Source organism: Pristimantibacillus sp. PTI5 (genome assembly GCF_048572955.1).
Lineage (GTDB): Bacteria > Bacillota > Bacilli > Paenibacillales > Paenibacillaceae > Pristimantibacillus.
Genome location: NZ_CP183886.1, coordinates 5,626,889 through 5,645,112, shown reverse-complemented (window position 1 = coordinate 5,645,112; position 18,224 = coordinate 5,626,889). Strand labels below are relative to the sequence as shown.

Sequence of the window (18,224 nt, the reverse complement as noted above, 5' to 3'; positions counted from 1 at the left end):
TTCTTGTGTTAACTAGTCTCCAGAATAACGTCACTTGACCGGCGATATCTTGCAAATCGTTCGAAAAAGAGGCCCGCTCGGAGCCTCTTTGTTTATTTTCGCAGCTAAAGCATCTCTAGCCGCAGCTTTGTTATTAACGAGCAGCATCAATCGCATCAAGAATCGTTTTATATTGCTCACGATTAGCGTCAATGACGGGTTTAACGGCTTCCTGCCACGGTGTCACGTCTGTAACCTTTGTAATGGTAGCACCTGCCGCACGTACTTGCTCTTCCGATTCTTTCTCGTATTTGGCCCATTCCTCGCGTTGGAAGGCTACCGATTCAAGAGCTGCTTCATTGATAATAGCTTGATCCTCTGGTGACAATTTGTCCCACGCGGTCTTGGACATCATAAGCACTTCCGGTACACGCTGATGACCATCAAGAATAAAATGCCCTGCAACTTCGAAGTGTTTGCTTGAGAAATAACTAGGGTAGTTATTCTCAGCAGCATCGATTACGCCTGTTTGCAATGAGCTATATACCTCTCCATAGGACATTGGTGTTGCACTCGCCCCAAGCGCATCAATCATCGCAATGTTTAATTGATTCTCTTGAACCCGAATTTTCAAGCCTTTCAGATCCTCCAACGATGTAAGCGGTTTTGCTGAATAAAAGCTCCGAGAGCCTGAGCTATAGTAAGCCAAACCTTTCAACCTTGAGGATGACAAGCTGTCTAACAATTGGTTTCCCGCATCGCCAAGCAGAAAACGCCAAACATGATCGTCATTGTCAAAAATATACGGTAAGCTGAATACGCCAAATTCTTTATTGAATTCGCCAAGCGGCGAGCTGCTAACCCGGGTAAACTCGATTGCGCCTAGCTGCACTTGCTCAATTGCTGATTTTTCCTCACCTAGCTGTGCTGATGGGAATACGTCAATGGTTATACGTCCGCCAGACTTCTCCTTAACAAGCTCAGCGAATTTCATATCTCCTTTGGTTGTTGGGTAATCAGCCGGGTGCGTCTCAGCTAGCCGGAAATTGTACTTCGGACCTTCCGTCGCAGCAGCCAGTGTGTTCTCGGCCTCGGTATCCTTTTTGTTTCCCGCGTTGCTAGCGGCATTATTGCCGCCACCACATGCAGTTAGAGCCATTGTGATCATCATGGCCATGCAAATGAAACCTGTAAGCTTTTTGTTCATCAACATCTTTGTTTGCCTCCCTTTATATCCTTTTTTTGTTCTAATCTCAGTGTAATGAAAGCGTCTTCTAAGCGTAATGGGATAAACTTTGCTTAGATTTGTATTATTTTGTTCTTCGTTATCCATTGACTAAATTCGGAAGCCACATCGTAATTGCCGGAACATACGTAAGTAATAACAAGACCGCAACCATAACAAGAAAGAACGGAATAAGCGCCTTCGAAGCCTGACCGATGGATACTTTACCAATTGCACAGCCGACAAAAAGTACCGTACCGACTGGAGGCGTGATTAATCCGATGCCCAGGTTAAGAATGAGGATAATGCCGAAATGTACAGGATCCACACCCAGCGATGTCACAACCGGGTAGAGAATTGGCGTCATGATCAGAATGAGAGGGGCCATATCCAGCGGTGCGCCTAGTATTAGCAGAAGAATGTTAATAAGCAATAGAATCACGACCGCGCTATCGGAAAAGCCAAGGAGCGATTCTGTTATAAGTGAAGGAATCTTCAAATAGGTTAACACCCATGCAAAGGCATTCGATGTTGCAATGAGGAAAAGCACCATGGCTACCGTCCGGAAAGTTTTCAGAAATATCGTCTTGATATGTGATAACGGGATATCTCTGTAAACGAAGAAGGTTAGGATAAAAGCGTAGACGCAGGCTAACGCTCCAGATTCCGTTGCCGTGAACCAGCCTGAGAAAATGCCGCCTAGAATAATAACGGCTGTCATCATGGAAAGAAATCCGTCCTTTATGATGCGGGGGACCTCTTTTAGTGCAACAGGCTCACCTTTCGGGTACTTTCGTTTCCTAGCAATAACATAAGACGTGATCATTAAACCTGTTAGCAAGACAAGACAAGGAACAATACCGGCAAGAAACAAACTTGAGATCGAAACGCCGCCTGCAGCCAGAGCATATAGGATCAAATTATGGCTTGGCGGCACGACTACGCCTTGAATGGCTGCAGCTGTTGTAACGGCGACCGTATAATCAGCGTCGTAGCCTTTCTTCTTCATCGCAGGAATCATTACGGATCCAACAGAAGAAACATCGGCAGCAGCTGACCCGCTAATATTCCCGAAGAACATGCATGCCACGCAATTAACCATTGCCAAACCGCCGCGAATCGCGCCGACGGTCAACTGCGCCAGATTTATTAACCGCAGCGCCATCCCGCCTTCACTCATGATCTGTCCAGCTAAAATAAAGAATGGAATAGCCAGCAATGAAAATGAATTCATCCCCTGTACCATCCGCTGGCCAATGACTGCAAGAGGAATATCCAGATAGATAGCCGTAAACAACGAAGATAAGATGAGTACCATTGAAATAGGAAATCGGAGCAGGATCAATCCGACAAAACTGGCAGCCAGGATAATGATGGCTATTGTTGCTGTTGTCATTCTCCTCCCGCCTCCCCAAGCTCTTTGTAGCGAACGGTGTTCACGCCGATTAGATCCAGGAGCGAATAAAAACAAACCATTATACCTGTAATCGGCATTACGACATACATCATGCTTACCGGCCATTTTGTCGCTGCAAATGTATTGGCATGCATCATAACAGTGAAATCCCAGCCATAAATGATCAGGTACACCCCGAACAGAAAGGTACAGGTTCCAATGATCTTGTCGAGCACCTTATTCCATGATGCAGGGAATAAATTGGTGAAGGAGTCCATCGCCAAATGCAGCTTCTCTCGAAAACCAATCGCGATACCCAAAATAGAAAACCAAATCAGAAGCAATAGGGTTACCTCCTCCGACCAGAAGAACACGAAATTAAACACTTTCCGTGTAATCACCTGCATCGTTACAATTAACGTCATCGCAGCTAATGCGCTTAATGCAAATGTTTCTACGATTCGGTCAATCATTAAAGCTCCGGCTCTTATCCCTTTCCAAATGCGAATCATGTATTCTTTCCCCCTTTTAAGTAAGCCGCATCCTAATTGTAAGGGCTTTCTCCGGAGGAAAACATGGATCTAAATTGAGATAAATTTGTAATTTTTTGTGGTTAGTAATAGTAGAACAAAATAGATTTCTTAAAGCATCCAACAAATTTTTCAAATCTAAAAAATTTTTTTCTTTACCTACATAAGGTCAAAAAAACAAGACCCTAGGTGTGAAATCGTAGGGTCTTGCAGGTTAAACAGCGGCTCTTGCCGATTTTTAAAACCAATCGGAATAGCCCAAAGCTCTTAAATTGTCGCCCGAAATTTTCAAGCAATCAAAGGGATCGCGCCCGTAAAGCTCATCCTGCTCCACTAAAAAATACTTTGCGCCGCTTTCGAGGCCAGCATCAATAATTCCTTTCATATCCAGGTTTCCTTCACCGACTTCCGCGAATTCAATCACATTGGTGAACCGCTGGAAAAACTTCGGCATATCTTTGAAGTCTGCTTCATCCACATTCATCTGCCCTACCCGATAATCTTTTAAATGCAGCAACGAGATACGGCCCGCGTATTCTTTGATCAACGTGATCGGATCTAAGCCTGCTCTTTGAATCCAATGGACATCTAACTCAAAACCAAGTTTAGAGGTATTGTTTTTCATCAGATCCAATAAATATTCGCCATCATATTTCGCAAATTCAATATGGTGATTATGATAATATAATTCGATGCCATGCTTGGCTAATCTCTCCGCCATCATTTCGGCTTTCCCGATAAACGCCATGATTTTATCTTTATCACTCATGATATGGAACGGCAGCATACCGATGCGTAAGTAGCTGCAATTCAAGATTTTGCAATCATTCACCATTTTCTCAAAATCATTGGTTAGCGTTTCGCCAGGCATGCCCGGCAGCATCGGCTCCAGAGCGGCAGACAGTGAGGCTATTTTGATATCGAAATCTTCAGATGACCGTTTAAACGCGGCTACATTATCTTCCGTCATCGGAATTTGAGATACTTCTACGCAGCGGTATCCCAGTTCATTTAACTTTCTCATCGTCTCATAAACGCCTAGCTCTTCGGCTTTTCCTTTAAGCATCATCATTTGAACGCCAATTTTACCTTTTTCCATTTGGTCTTGTCCTCCTTTTAAACTGCATTATTTATGAATCGGTGTTTTTCTCTCTTCTTCCACCCTCTTGTTTAATTCAGCCGCGAACAGCTCTTCGTCAAATGGAATTTCTACTTCTTTGCCTAACCAGCTTGAAAGATGTATCGCATTCGCCAGCCTCACACCATGGATTCCATCGGTGCCAGGCGCAAGCAAAGGTGTGCCGTCAACGATATTTGCAGCGAAGTTGTCGAGGACAGCGATATGCTGAGCTCCCCAGACACTTTCAAATTCCAGCACTTCTTCCTCGTATATTTCGGAGAGGCCTTGACCCATAAATATTTTCATGACATCTTCCCATTTCATGGTGGAACTCATTTCAGACTCCGGTTTATTCAGTCGTTTAATCGTAATTTTTTTGCTGTCATCAATGACGATTTTTCCTTTATCTCCTAATATTTCAAAGCGGTCCGTACCGATCACGTCATGTGTGCAAGTAATAAATACGCCCGTAGCGCCATTCCCGTAGTCGAGCATTGCGGTTACTTCATCTTCGACAGCGATATTTCTTTGGTATCCGTACTTCACATTGGAATAAACCTTTTTTGGCATACCGCAAATCCATTGGAGCAAATCTAATTGATGGGGTGCTTGATTAACGAGTACACCGCCGCCCTCACCGCCCCATGTTGCTCTCCACGCGCTTTGCTCGTAGTAACCCTGCGGTCTCCACCAGGTTGTAATCATCCAGTTTGTCCGGCGTATCTCACCGATTTCACCCTGATCAATCATCTCTTTGACTTTTTGATAAAGCGGATTACTCCTCTGGTTGAACACAATGCCAAAGGTTAATGCAGGTTTAGATGCCGCAAAATCGTTCAATTCTTGTACCTGTTTGGTATAGACACCAGCCGGTTTTTCTACCAGAGGGTGGATGTCTCTCTTTAACGCCTCGATGCCCATTTCGGGGTGAAGATAATGCGGAACACAGGTTACAATCGCGTCAACGTTGCCGCTATCGAGCATGTCCACGTAATGATCATAAAAAGGAATGCCAGGATACTTATTCACGCACATTGCCTTTTTTCCCGGGTCAATATCACAAATCGCCCCGATAACCATGTTATTCACTTTACCGTCTGCGATAAATCCAGCGTAAAGCCCGCCTTGCGCACCTATGCCGATAATTCCGATTCTCACTTTTTTCATCATGAATTCTCCTCACTTAGATTTATCCAAAAATATCGATTTGCTGCTTAATGTCCATTTTGTATCCGCTTTCAATTAATAGTGCTTAACCTATGAGACTCATTCCTTGAAGGTCATTCAAGGCTCGCCGTCCCTCATTCGCATACGTTTTTTTTCACGATAGCTGGAAGGCGTGATCCCGATCTTTTCTTTAAAATAACGGCTAAAATGCGACACGCTCTCAAAACCCGCTGCACGGGAAACCTCTGTCAGAGATTGGTCAGGCTCTATTTCCAGCAAATATTTCACCTGGTTCAGCCGGCATCCCATTACATATTCCATCACCGTAAAGCCGGTTGTTTCTTTAAAAACATGCGATGCATAATACTTACTCAGATTTAATTCCGCAGCCAATTGATCCAAACTTATCTTTTCGGTATAGCGCGCCTTAAGCCAAGCAGAAATCGCTTCGGCATGCTGTTCTTTTCCCGTCATTTTTTTCCGCACATGCGTAAATTCTTTTTGTGCCATTTTGTAAATGCCTAGCAGCAATTGCACGACTTCCATTTTCAATTCCGCTTCAAGCAGCTCGTTCTTCTGCCCAGTTCGCTTCATCTCTTCGTCTATCTGGATTAGAAATCCAGCGATACGCTTGATGCGCCCCTCGACAAACTTCCCCGATTCATCATTCCCCGTTCGAAGCAAACAATTGTTAAGGTTATGAAAGGGTTCCAACAACTTCAAAGCTCCGAGAACACTCAACAACTCATGCAACCAAGCAGGCGAAAAATGAAGCATACTCCTCGTATACGTAGGAATCGAACGCGGATTAGGCTTATGCAAGGTCAAGCCGTCCAGTAAGATGATATCGCCGGGCTGTAAATCATAAATCTGATTATTAATTAAATACCTGCATTCCCCTCCTGAAAAATAATAAATTTCATATTCGTGATGCGAGTGAAAACCAACGATAGGCAGCTCCATTCCTTCCACGCGGTAAAAGGCTGTTATCCATTCATCCAGTACTTTCGCTTGGATAAATGGAATTTTCCATTGATCCACTTCTCTCACACCTTTACAAGTAAACGCCGTCAAACGCATAGGCCAACTGAAACTGCTTTAATATTATTATATTTGGAGGCAAATAGCTTTCGACAGCGTTGCTCAAAATGCCCCGGGATTTGACTGAGATTGCTTTTTTAATGCTTTGGCTGTTTTTTTCGACTTCAAACTGCAAGCAAAAAAGTCATCGCTGCCGGTATCCCGGTAACGATGACTTTTTTCACGAAAAGAAAAGCGATGTTGCCGCCCAAAACAAACGTTAAGCGGGAGCCAATGGTTTAATAAACCGCAGCGCCAGCGCAACAAATATAAGCTCCGCTGCCATGCCGATCGATTGGGCCAAAGCCCCTATCGTTCCGTTCCATTCCGGCGATAACGCGATGCAAACGAGCAGCGTGGTAAAGGTGAAACTCAAATTGGCAATTTGGGAACCGATAATGAGCTTCGTTTGCCCGCGCACGAGCACAAGTCCGTTCAAGACATCAAGCCAAGGCATAACGAGAGCAAACAGCACAAAGCCCTGCAGCACCCGTATGCTCTCCGCTTGCAGCCGTCCATGCACGCCAATGACATGCTCCAGCAAAAAAACACCTACAGGCGTGTAAGCGATCAACCCCATCAATAGAGCGGGCACGAAGCCAAGCATCAGAACGAATTTCCGGACTGCAACCGGATCGATCCGATAGAAATTAATGACAATCTGGTGAAAATAACTAAAAAAGCTGCTAATCAGCATGACAAGACTAGCCGCGATAGCGAAAGAAGAAATAGCCAGCTGGGCATCCCAGGTCTTCCCCAGCATCGCATTGATGGCGGGTCCGATCCATACCGAAATAAACGAAGAAAACAGCAATGGCTTGTAAAAGGAAAAAACATGCCGTTTCTTTTCTATTGTATGGTTCTCCAGCTTTTCCGGCATCTTTCGGACCAGTGTACGTCCTTCCAAGAAGCTGACCGCAGCCTCGATGATCATTCCGAATAGGAAAATAAACGCACCTACGGTCCCGCTGGTAACCCCTGTATGAATAAAATAAAGAGAGAGCGCATACATGCCTGCCAGCCGAATCGCCATACCGATCGTTAACCATTTCGTCCTTAAATTATATATAATAACGCCTTGGTAAAAGCAGCGAATACCGGAAAACAAGCTTACGAACATCAGTACTTTATATACATGAATAACATCCTGGACGTTGTCTTCGCCGACTCCGAACACGCCTCTAAAAATAAGAGTACCAAGCGGAGTATAGCTGATGATCATACCTAACGCCATAATGCTGGCAAACACAAGCTGCGCAACCGTGAGCGTTGAAATAAATGATCGTTTGTCCCGGACGAGCGCGGAACTGGTTTGCCTCAGCAGCACGGCCGGACGTTCAGTAATAGCAAGCAGACTCATCGCAACCGCATAGCTGGCTATAATGCGTTCAGGGTCAGCGGCCTTGCTTAACGTACTGTTAATGATAACATGTGAAATCGTGACTAAACTTGCCGAAATACCCAGCGGCAGAAAAAAAGACCATAATTTCTTCAAGCTTACGGTTTGTTGCTTTGATTGCGATAATGGCAGGTTCATTGCTTAAGCTCCTTCAAGTCTGACGGTAGAGTAATCATCTGTGTTGACTTCTAGTTCAATTATAGCTCCAGTTCATCATTAATTCCTACACTTCTTTATCGATTCGTTTATTCTTCTGTTCGACGGTAAAGGAGCGACACGGTTCCAAGACATAAAAATGGCTGCCGAAAAACTTCCGGCAGCCTCGTTGCTATCTTTTGAACAAAATTGGAAAGTAGTCGTTTGCGAAAGCTTGGCCATGAATAGGACGCGGGCCTAGCAAACGGATGTTGTCATGCCGTTGTATCCCTGCTCGATAGCCGGTGCCACCTTTCATGACATGCGCTACGACGGACAGCCTGGGATCATTCGTACGGTTTGGTCCCGAGCCATGGAAAGTAAGTCCGTGATGAAAGCTTGCTTGACCTGCCTTTAGGATACAAGGCTCTTCCACCCAATCACGGTCTCCCGAATGCTTCAGCTTCAGCTCCTCCAGGTTTTGATTGAAGAACGAGTCGCTGTCTGGAATCAGTCCCCACTTGTGGGATCCAAGGATCGTCATCATACCGCCGTTCGACAAGTCCGTGTCCTGAAGAGCGATCCAGACCGTAATCATATCGTGCGTATCCGAGCACTGCCAATAGCCGTAGTCCTGATGCCATCCTACATTGCCGTCACCGGAAATCTTATCGCCAATACCAGGTTTGTATATGATCTGGTCATGCCATAACCGGATTTCATTTGTCTCCAGCAAATCTGCCGACAGTTCGCCGACCAACGGATCCGTTACGATTTTTCGTACTTCATCATTGATCCACCAGCCATTGTCCAGCTTACGCAGCGCGTCCGGATTGTCACTTAGCCGAAAATGGTTCATCGGCAGTCCGTCGCCGTCATATTCTCCTGACCAAATCCGATTATGCGCATCGCGCAGCCGCTCAATTTGCTCGTCGTCAATTAGTTTTGGGCTAATCCAATACCCGTCCCTGTTAAATAATTCCTTATCCTTCTGCGTAATTTGGTAAGAACGTTCGGCTTGCAATGTCATTGATAATGCCTCCTTATTCGTGGTTGATATCATCTTACCCTCCACAGGTACCCTTTGACGTTCATGTTATTACGAAGTAGGATAAGAAACATAGAACACATATAGAAACATAAGGGAGATAACTCCTCATGGCGAAACCTCATGCAGAATCGGATAGACAAGCTTCATTGGAAAAAGAGCAAAACTCATTAAAGCGAAGCGCCCGCTGGACATACAATACAGCAATGGATCCCAGCATCCGTCTCGTACCGGAATTTGTCATGCTTGGAAGCGATGAATTGCGTAAAGCGTTACCGCTTAACGAGCATGAACATCCAGGATGCTATGAATTCGTCCTGATTGAGCGGGGAAAAGCGCGCTGGGAGCTAGAAGGCGGACTTTATGAGACGCAGGCAGGCGATTTGTTCCATTCACGTCCCGGTGAGAAACACCGTGGTGGCTTCAACGTGATAGAGCCCTGCAAATTTTGGTGGTTGATCATTAGCGCTCCTCACCAGGAGGGCTGGCTTCGATTGGCTCCGGAAGAAAGCATATATATGGACAAAGCGCTTTCACGATTGCCTCGTGTTATGCAAATTGGACTGCCTCCCGTTGAGTCATTCAAAAAATTAAAAAAAGCGCTAATTATTGAAGGGCCTCACCAAAGTACCGCTGTGCGCAGCGCCCTTCTTGATATTCTGCTTGCCTTAATTCAGCCGAGCGCTGGCACCTATGCAATCGCACCAGATCTGCTGCACCAATTTAACGGGCTTGTTGTTAGAATGGGCAATGAACCGGAGTGGCGTCCATCCGTAGAAGAACTTGCCGCAATCGCCGGCGTCAGCACTTCCCATTTCTATCGGACCTTTCAGGAATTTTCCGGGGAGCCACCCATTACTTACGTCGAGCGGCTTCGCGTGAAAGCAGCTTGTCGTCAGCTTGTGGAATTCCAAGATTCGGTAACGGATATTTCACATCGTTTAGGCTATCAATCAAGCCAGCATTTTGCGACCGTGTTTAAGCGCTTTGTAGGCGTAACGCCTACCCAGTGGCGCAATTCCCACAATGATTCACCAAAATAGAAACACAGCTGGTTCCGCGGCAAATGCCGGAGCTGGAACACCCCGTCCGCAATGGCAATCCTTCCTCTCGCCAAAAGAAAAACGCATTCCATTGGAATGCGTTTCTGATGATATTTGCTTTTGACTCGCTTATGAAGCTGCAAAGCTCATATCCCGCTCAAAATTAAAGCGTAGTTTTTTTCCAATCGGCAGCAAATTTCTCCATCCCTTGATCGGTCAGAGGGTGCTTGGAGATTTGTTCGATAACCGTAAACGGAATCGTTGCAATATGCGCGCCAGCCATAGCAACGCGTGTCACGTGGTCCGGGTGACGGACGGATGCGGCGATAATTTGCGCGTCCAGGTTATGCGTGCGGAACAATTCAGCGATTTTCGAGACCAACAACACGCCGTCTTCCGAAATGTCGTCCAAACGGCCAAGGAAAGGAGAAACATAGGTAGCGCCGGCACGAGCGGCCAAGAGCGCTTGGTTCACCGTGAAAATCAACGTCACGTTAGTTTTCACGCCTTTTTTGGTCAAGTAACGGCAAGCTTCCAAACCTGCAAGCGTCATCGGCAGCTTGATAGTGATGTTTTTGTCGCTATTGTTGATTTTGATCAGCTCGTTCGCCTGCTCGATCATTTCTTCTGCCGTAATCGCATCAGGCGTTACTTCTGCAGAAACAGATTCAACCTCGGGCACTTCCCGCAAAATCTCGGCAATGCGGTCTTCGAATTTCACGCCTTCTTTGGCAACCAATGACGGATTCGTTGTTACGCCGGACAAGACTCCGATTTTATAAGCTTTTTTGATGTCTTCTACATTCGCAGTATCGATAAAAAATTTCATGGTTAACTACCTCCAATTTTTTATATGTTTCATTTATATTTATACCAGTAATTCTTTCGCCAAGCGAACGACATTCTCCGTGGAGAATCCAAAGTATTCCAAGACTTCGTTACCTGGGCCTGAAGCGCCGAATGTATCAATCGACAATACTTTACCGCCGTATCCCGCATAACGGTCCCAGCCTAACGAAATTCCGGCTTCCATCGCTATACGCTTCGTTACGGAAGCAGGAAGAACGCTCTCTTTGTAAGCATCCGGTTGACGGTCGAACAATTCTCTGCTCGGCATGGCAACCACGCGTACAGAGATGTTATCCCGCTCCAGCTCAGCCTTCGCGCTTACCGCAAGAGATACCTCGGAGCCTGTGCCGATCAGGATAATATCCGGCTGATTGTTGGTTTCCGTGAGGATGTACGCTCCTTTGGCTACGTCTTCCGCATTGGCCTTGGTCGATTCAAATACCGGAAGATTCTGTCTGCTCAGCACCATAGCTACCGGACCTTCATTTTGCTGCAATGCATATGCCCATGCGCTTGCCGTTTCGTTGGCATCCGTCGGCCTAATCACCGTAAGTCCTGGAATCGTTCGCAGCGCAGCCAGATGCTCTACCGGTTCATGCGTAGGTCCGTCTTCGCCGACAGCGATCGAATCATGGGTGAATACGTAAATCAAAGGCAGCTTCTGCAGCGCGGCCAAACGAATCGCCGGGCGCAAATAATCGCTGAATACGAAGAAGGTGCTCACGAATGGTTTTACGCCGCCATGCAGCACCATGCCGTTCCCGGCAGCGCCCATCGCGTGTTCACGGACGCCAAAATAGATATTGCGGCCCGAATAGGAGTCTACGGCGAATGTTTGCTCTCCCGAGATGTCCGTCATCGTCGAATGTGACAAGTCCGCGCTGCCGCCAAATATCGAAGGCACGGTTTTCACGTAATGATTGATAGCTTGGCCGCTCGCTACGCGGGTCGAAATGCTTTTGGATGCGTCAAACGTCAGAATGTCCGCGGCATCCAGCAATACGGTACCCCCAATAGCCTGCTCAAGCTCTTTGCCTTGCGAAGGATACTGTGACTTATAGGAAGCAAACAATTGGTTCCATTCATCTTCCTTGGCCGCACCCTGTTGTTTGAGCTGCTCGAAATGCGTTCTGATTTCTTCCGGAACGGCGAACTCATTCTCATACGCCCAGCCGTAAACTTCCTTGGTTGCCTTTGCTTCTTCTTTGCCGAGCGGGTTGCCGTGCGCTTTGTTCGTTCCCGCCACCTTACTGCCATAACCGATAATCGTCCGAATTTCGATAAGCGTCGGCTGCGAATCATTTTTCTTCGCGGCCGCGATCGCTGCGGAAATGCTTGCAACATCATTTCCGTCCTCAACCCGTATATATTCCCAATTCGCTGATTCTGTTCTTTTTTGAATATTTTCGCCGAAAGAAAGATTAAGCGCACCGTCCAATGAAATGTCGTTTGAATCATACAATACGATTAATTTTCCAAGCTTCATATGTCCTGCCATGGACATTGCCTCGTAAGAAATTCCTTCCATAAGACAACCGTCTCCGACAAGCGCATACGTGTGATGATCGATAACCGGGAAACCGTTTTGATTGAATTTCGAAGCGAGATGAGCTTCGGCCATTGCCATTCCGACAGCCATCGCAACGCCTTGTCCAAGAGGACCGGTTGTCGCATCAACGCCATCCGTATGCCCAAATTCGGGATGTCCCGGCGTTTTGCTGTTCAGCTTGCGAAATTGTTTTAAATCTTCGAGCGATACCTGGTATCCGGACAAATGCAAGAGGCTGTACAGCAAAGCCGAACCGTGGCCCGCAGATAGAACGAAGCGGTCGCGGTTAAACCATTTGGCATGGCCGGGATTGTGATTTAAATGTTGGGACCAAAGGGCGTACGCCATCGGCGCTGCTCCCATCGGCAATCCTGGATGTCCGGAATTGGCGCTGTTAATGGCATCGATGGACAAGGTTCGGATCGTATCGATAGCTAATTGATCAATTGTTTTTGTTATAGGCATAATATTCTCCTTCTTCCTCTCTCCGCAAGCTCTGGTTTCTATTTCTTAATTCCACTATAATACGATTAGGAACCATACAAGTAATTAATATATTTCACAGGAGCTATAGACCATGTCTATGAACAATAATTATGAATTGTACAAGGTTTTTTATTGGGCTGCGAAAACGGGAAGTTTGACGAAGGCTGCCAAAGCTTTGTACCTCACCCAACCGAGCGTCAGCCATGCCATCAAACAGCTGGAAGACAGCTTCGGCATTTCGTTATTTTTCAGGACCTCAAAGGGCGTTACGCTTACGCAAGAGGGCACCATGCTGTATTCCTATATTGAGCAGTCCCATATCCTTATCTCGCTGGCCGAAGAGAAAATGGCGGCGCTCAAAAATCTGGACAGCGGCGAGCTGCGTATTGGCGGAAGCGATTCGCTGTTCAAGCATTATTTGCTTCCGTATTTGGAAGATTTCCATCGTCATCATCCCGGCATCAAGCTTCACTTGAATCACGGAACGACTCCGGAAATCATTACTTTCTTGAAGGAGGGAAGAATTGATTTGGGCGTCGTTCGTATGCCGATCGTCGATTCGCAGCTTGAAGTGACGGAGAGCATCAAGCTGCAAGATTGCTTCGTAGCGGGGGCCCGTTATGCCGAGCTGAAGGATGTGGTTTTAACGCTCGATATGCTGCTTCAGCATCCCGTGATCCTCTTCTCTCGCAACAGCCGGGCGCGCATGGCCATAACGGAATTATTTCAAAACTACGGATATACGCTCAAGCCTGAAATCGAGGTCGGAAGCGTGGAGCTTCTTATCGAATTTGCGCGGAAAGGGCTCGGAATTTCATACGTAACCAGAGAATTCGTATCGAATGAGCTGGAAGAGGGCTCTCTCTTCGAAATTCAATTAGATGTGCAGCTGCCGCCTACGCATGTAGGAATCATGATTATGCGTAACATGCCGCTTTCCAGCGCGGCCAGCAGATTCATTGAGCTGGTTCGATAGATTTGCACGGCAGCCAGGGATAATAAAAAAGTTCCCAATCACGGCTCTGTTTAAGAGGTCCGCGATTGGGAACTTCAAGTTGAAAACGAACCCGGTAATAAATACGCCAATGAGCATCGGTCCGACGAACAGCCAGCCCGCAAACGTCTCCCCGCTTTCCAGCGAGCGCACTTTTTTTGGCTTAGCTAAGCTTTGGTTTGCAGCCGCCCGTGTTGTGGTTTCCATTACAAGCACCTCGAATTCCTAAGAGTATATTTTGAAGTTGTCCTCATTATAAAGAAAACGAGGATGTCCGATGTGACGGTATTTTGATCTTTTTTACGATAAAATTGACTTCTTGATTAGATAAGCACGAAAAAAAGGATCCCGGTTTCGATAAAGGAATCTTGGCCTATTCATAGAATTACATTGGTGGACTACTAAATGTCGATGGGGGAATAGCAATGGGGTTTCTTGACGGATTGATGGGCAATGCTTCCGAGCTGAAGATGGATGATGTAAACAAAGAATTCAAGCATCTGCTGGGCAGCACGGAAAGGTTCGAGAAAGCATACAAATTGATTAGGGATTTGTTTATATTTACGGATAAACGGCTTATCCTCGTTGACAAGCAAGGGATTACGGGAAAAAAAGTGGAAATCCACTCCTATCCCTACAAGAGCATCACGCATTTCAGCATCGAGACCGCTGGAACGTTCGATATGGATGCGGAGCTGAAAATTTGGATTTCCGGGACGGCAGCACCTGTCGAGAAAAAATTCAACAAAAGCCTTAATATTTATGAGCTTCAAAGCGTGTTAGCGGATTATGTGATGAGGTAAGCGGAGGATTACGATTGGAATAGCCATTCCTTAGCGGAATGGCTATTCTTTTTTATTTTAACCCGTTATAGGGGCACCAAATGATTTTCTGCTGATTCTATCCGTATCTCCTTCTCATTTACAAGGAATTTCTCACGTTAAAAATTGCATGCTGCTCTCCGCTCCATACTTAGATGGAATTTCTCCCGTTAAAACAAGACTTCTTCAGAAAAAATGGCCTATCGATCGAGATTAACATGAGTTTTTCCAGTTAAACTCCGTAAATATCAATAAAATGAAATATTAGCGGGAGATTTTCCATCTAATTTAAATGCTGTTCCCTATTATCGTTTTGAGAGATCGAATCCTAGGCTCGCTTCTAACTCCTGTATTTTTTTGTTTCTGCCTTCGCGCTTCCCTACTGGTTTTCACCCTTTCTTCGTTCATATAGCTTGCATAACAAAAAGCTGATTTCTAAGTAACACCCATTTAATCTTTACATTAATTTTCGGATAAGGTACGTTAAGTTTATGAAGGATATGACTACAATACCAATAGGTGAAAATGCCGAATCAAGAAACAATGACATCATTTTGAATCAAACCTTCTCCATACCTATTCTGATAAAAGGCGTTGAAAGCTCATGTGGAAACCCGATCGCTCGAATAATAAACCTTTATATCAGCAAATCGTTGAACATATTGAACGTAGAATTTCAAACGCCGAGTTACCGCCCGGCAGCATCCTGCCATCCGAAAGAAAACTAGCGGAGCAGCTAGGCGTGAATCGCAGCACGGTCATTCAAGCCTATGAAGAATTACGCGCTTCCGGTATGGTAGAGAGTACGGTGGGCAGCGGCACTTACGTAAGCCGGACAAAGTGGGGCATTTCACCGATGCAAACCCCCAACTGGCGCCAATATACGGAAGGCGGGACATTCCTGCCGAATCTTCCGCTTATGAGGCGTATCAGAGAGGTCACGCAAAGCGATAAATCGGTGATTAATATGGCCAGCGGCGAATTATCTTCTGATCTGTTTCCGAACGAAGTGGTATCCGATTTATTGCAAAAACAGCGATTTCAAGAGCATCTTGGTTACGATGATCCCCAAGGCTACGATCTGTTAAGGCAATCGCTTGTTCGTTCCTTACAGGAGTACAACGGCATCAACACCATGGAATCCTCCATTCTGATTACGTCCGGATCGCAGCAGTCATTATATTTAATTACCCAATGCCTGTTAGCGCCCGGGGATGCCGTCGCGATCGAAGATCCTTCTTATTGCTATTCCTTGCCTATGTTCCAATCAGCGGGTTTGCGTATTTTCCGATTGCCAGTCCACCATGACGGCATCGATCCCGATGATATTATTCGTCTTTATCGGCAGCATAGAATTCGCATGATATTCGCAAATCCAAATTACCAGAATCCTACCGGGACCATTCTTAGCGAAGATAAACGCAGGCGTTTGCTTCAGGTTGCCACCGAATTGCGAGTTCCTATCGTTGAAGACGACCCGTTCAGTTTAACTTCCTTTAGCGGTGCTGTACCGTCATCGCTTAAGTCGATGGATACGGACGGAATTGTCCTTTACATCGGATCGCTTTCTAAAGTGGCTGCTTCTGGGCTTAGGATTGGTTGGTTGATTGCCCCCCAAACGGTCATTGGCCGTTTAACTGACGCAAGGCAGCAAATGGACTTTGGACTAAGCATCGTATCCCAATGGGTCGCGGAACAACTGTTAACATCCGAGCATTTTGATCGGCATATTATTCATTTGCAGCAAGCTTTATATGAAAAACAAAAATTAATGGTTCATTCGTTAAAGCATACGCTCCAAGATAAAGTAACCTTTACGCCTCCGCAGGGAGGATTAAATCTATGGTGCAAAATAAACCAGCGCATCGATGATTCCAAATTATTGGAGGAGTCGGTTAAAAGAGGAGTCGTATTCGTACCGGGAAGCGTTTACGGCTCAGAGCCGGGTTATGTACGTTTTAGCTTTGCCAAACCTAGGCTTGATGAGATTCCAATCGGAATCCGCGCATTTTCCGAAGCGCTAGAAGTGTTCAGCAGTTAATGAATTTTCCTTATACAAAAAAACAGCCCTTCTCTTTATTAGAGATAGGCTGTATTTCTTTATTGACCATCAATCCGGTCGTCATGGTCTTCCCATCTTTTCGAATACGCTTTATTCGTAATCCAAAACGTAATGCACGATAAAATAACAACGATGATTGCCGAAAAAACCCAAACGCTTACCGGTACTTGCATACCGCTTCTCCCCCTTCTGTTATCGAATGCTCTCCCAAAGTCAGTTCTTAAAAACGACGATATCCTTTTTCGTTTCGTTAACAACCAGTTGGAAAATATCTGGTCTGTTATAGTGTCCAACCACATCAAAGTCAAATCGGCTTTGTGCAACCAGAGACATATCCAGATCCGCATATATAATCCCTTCTTGGTCATATAGCGGCTGTTCGAGATACTCTCCTAATGGTCCGACGATGGCGCTGCCTCCCCTGCACAATACATCAGGATCCTGCTCGATATCAAGGTAGCCCGCAAGATCGGTCGGATAGGTCGATTTCGTCACGAACTGGTTGCTGGACAAAACAAAGCATCGGCCTTCGCATGCAATATGCTGAAGCGTTGCTTGCCAGGTAGCGCGAGCATCCGCTGTAGGTGTAATGAGAATATCGATTCCTTTTGCGTACATTGCCGTTCTGGCCAGCGGCATATAGTTTTCCCAGCAGATAAGTCCGCCTATGCGTCCAAACGGAGTATCGATAACGGTAAGCGAACTTCCGTCACCTTGTCCCCAAAGTAACCGTTCGGCGCCTGTAGGCATCAGCTTGCGATGCTTACCAAGCACTTCTCCATCCGGACCAATATAAACAATTGAATTATATAATGTCGATCCGCTGAATTCCTGATCTCGCTCTACTACCCCAACAACGAGATACAAATCATTTTCATTGGCGATTTCGCCTAGTCGATCAGTATCCTCGCCAGGAATGTCGATCGAACTTTCCCAATACCTGCTCCAATCTTCACGCCCGCCGCTCGTCCTGCTTCCGACGCGGGTACCGAGCGTCAGCCCTCTTGGGTAACCGGAAAGGAACACTTCCGGGAATACGAGCAGCTTTGCTCCTTGCTGCCTCGCTTCAAGGGAATATTTTTCTATTTTTTGGAAAGCGGATTCCTTGTCAAAAAGAATTGGAGCAGCTTGCACCACAGCAACCCGAAATTTCTCTTTCCCCATGATGATCTCCATCCATTCCTAATTAATGTTTCCCGTTTTGTCGTTCATCAATACTAACCATTTCAACTTCATGGCACCTGAAGCTTTTCGAATTATGATGATGTTACTAGAATAAATCCGATGATCGGAATTGTAACCGTCCAATTCCCGCAAGAATAACCCATCCACTTGGTCTTT

Annotated in this window: 17 protein-coding genes; 5 read left to right on the top strand and 12 right to left on the bottom strand. The window is 45.9% G+C overall.

Translation table 11 applies throughout. From position 1 onward, the window contains the following. Positions 1-133: 133 nt before the first annotated feature. From ACN6MW_RS24965 to ACN6MW_RS24930, 8 genes are all read right to left on the bottom strand, one after another. The gene (locus tag ACN6MW_RS24965) at positions 134-1,192 is read right to left on the bottom strand and encodes a TRAP transporter substrate-binding protein (RefSeq protein ID WP_419872560.1); all 1,059 of its coding nucleotides are present in this window, start codon (positions 1,190-1,192) and stop codon (positions 134-136) included. Between the two features lie 112 nt (positions 1,193-1,304). Further along, a complete protein-coding gene (locus ACN6MW_RS24960; protein ID WP_419872559.1) occupies positions 1,305-2,600 on the bottom strand; it encodes a TRAP transporter large permease in 1,296 nt (431 codons plus the stop codon). After that, on the bottom strand, positions 2,597-3,112 hold the full coding sequence (locus ACN6MW_RS24955; protein WP_419872558.1) for a TRAP transporter small permease: 516 nt from the start codon (positions 3,110-3,112) through the stop codon (positions 2,597-2,599). Before ACN6MW_RS24955 ends, ACN6MW_RS24960 begins: the two co-directional genes overlap by 4 nt. 256 nt (positions 3,113-3,368) lie before the next feature. Next, positions 3,369-4,229 carry a sugar phosphate isomerase/epimerase family protein gene (locus ACN6MW_RS24950; RefSeq protein ID WP_419872557.1) on the bottom strand — a complete coding sequence of 287 codons (861 nt, stop codon included), beginning with the start codon at positions 4,227-4,229 and terminating at the stop codon, positions 3,369-3,371. 27 nt (positions 4,230-4,256) lie between these two features. After that, on the bottom strand, positions 4,257-5,417 hold the full coding sequence (locus ACN6MW_RS24945; protein WP_419876440.1) for a Gfo/Idh/MocA family protein: 1,161 nt from the start codon (positions 5,415-5,417) through the stop codon (positions 4,257-4,259). 117 nt (positions 5,418-5,534) lie between these two features. Further along, on the bottom strand, positions 5,535-6,458 hold the full coding sequence (locus tag ACN6MW_RS24940) for an AraC family transcriptional regulator (protein ID WP_419872556.1): 924 nt from the start codon (positions 6,456-6,458) through the stop codon (positions 5,535-5,537). A 259-nt stretch (positions 6,459-6,717) separates the two neighbouring features. Further along, positions 6,718-8,034 (bottom strand): multi antimicrobial extrusion protein MatE, encoded by a 1,317-nt coding sequence (locus ACN6MW_RS24935; protein ID WP_419872555.1) that lies wholly within the window; start codon positions 8,032-8,034, stop codon positions 6,718-6,720. A gap of 190 nt (positions 8,035-8,224) precedes the next feature. Next, positions 8,225-9,061, bottom strand: a complete 837-nt coding sequence (locus tag ACN6MW_RS24930) for a phytanoyl-CoA dioxygenase family protein (protein WP_419872554.1) — start codon at positions 9,059-9,061, stop codon at positions 8,225-8,227. Positions 9,062-9,189: 128 nt separating this feature from the next. Between ACN6MW_RS24930 and ACN6MW_RS24925 the strand changes: the two genes are divergently transcribed. Continuing rightward, the gene (locus ACN6MW_RS24925; protein WP_419872553.1) at positions 9,190-10,122 is read left to right on the top strand and encodes an AraC family transcriptional regulator; all 933 of its coding nucleotides are present in this window, start codon (positions 9,190-9,192) and stop codon (positions 10,120-10,122) included. 163 nt (positions 10,123-10,285) lie between these two features. On the opposite strand, the gene fsa is transcribed toward ACN6MW_RS24925, so the two are convergent. Further along, the gene (gene fsa / locus ACN6MW_RS24920) at positions 10,286-10,951 is read right to left on the bottom strand and encodes a fructose-6-phosphate aldolase (RefSeq protein ID WP_419872552.1); all 666 of its coding nucleotides are present in this window, start codon (positions 10,949-10,951) and stop codon (positions 10,286-10,288) included. 39 nt (positions 10,952-10,990) lie between these two features. Then, positions 10,991-12,979 carry a transketolase gene (tkt, locus tag ACN6MW_RS24915; RefSeq protein ID WP_419876439.1) on the bottom strand — a complete coding sequence of 663 codons (1,989 nt, stop codon included), beginning with the start codon at positions 12,977-12,979 and terminating at the stop codon, positions 10,991-10,993. Between the two features lie 124 nt (positions 12,980-13,103). On the opposite strand from tkt, the gene ACN6MW_RS24910 reads away from it, so the two are divergent. The 4 genes from ACN6MW_RS24910 (at position 13,104) to ACN6MW_RS24895 (ending at position 16,862) form a co-directional block, all read left to right on the top strand. Then, a complete protein-coding gene (locus tag ACN6MW_RS24910; RefSeq protein ID WP_419876438.1) occupies positions 13,104-13,982 on the top strand; it encodes a LysR family transcriptional regulator in 879 nt (292 codons plus the stop codon). Positions 13,983-14,061: 79 nt separating this feature from the next. Next, positions 14,062-14,229, top strand: coding sequence for a hypothetical protein (locus tag ACN6MW_RS24905; RefSeq protein WP_419872551.1), 168 nt, complete (start codon positions 14,062-14,064; stop codon positions 14,227-14,229). Positions 14,230-14,425: 196 nt separating this feature from the next. Continuing rightward, positions 14,426-14,803: a PH domain-containing protein gene (locus ACN6MW_RS24900; protein ID WP_364141932.1), complete on the top strand. Its 378-nt coding sequence runs from the start codon at positions 14,426-14,428 to the stop codon at positions 14,801-14,803. Between the two features lie 622 nt (positions 14,804-15,425). Next, the gene (locus ACN6MW_RS24895) at positions 15,426-16,862 is read left to right on the top strand and encodes a PLP-dependent aminotransferase family protein (protein ID WP_419872550.1); all 1,437 of its coding nucleotides are present in this window, start codon (positions 15,426-15,428) and stop codon (positions 16,860-16,862) included. A 59-nt stretch (positions 16,863-16,921) separates the two neighbouring features. Here ACN6MW_RS24895 and ACN6MW_RS24890 read toward each other — a convergent pair whose 3' ends face one another. Both ACN6MW_RS24890 and ACN6MW_RS24885 read right to left on the bottom strand, forming a co-directional pair. Next, positions 16,922-17,056 carry a hypothetical protein gene (locus ACN6MW_RS24890; RefSeq protein ID WP_419872549.1) on the bottom strand — a complete coding sequence of 45 codons (135 nt, stop codon included), beginning with the start codon at positions 17,054-17,056 and terminating at the stop codon, positions 16,922-16,924. Positions 17,057-17,096: 40 nt separating this feature from the next. Next, complete coding sequence (locus tag ACN6MW_RS24885) at positions 17,097-18,047, bottom strand: carbon-nitrogen hydrolase family protein (protein WP_419872548.1); 951 nt, start codon at positions 18,045-18,047, stop codon at positions 17,097-17,099. Between the last annotated feature and the right edge of the window lie 177 nt (positions 18,048-18,224).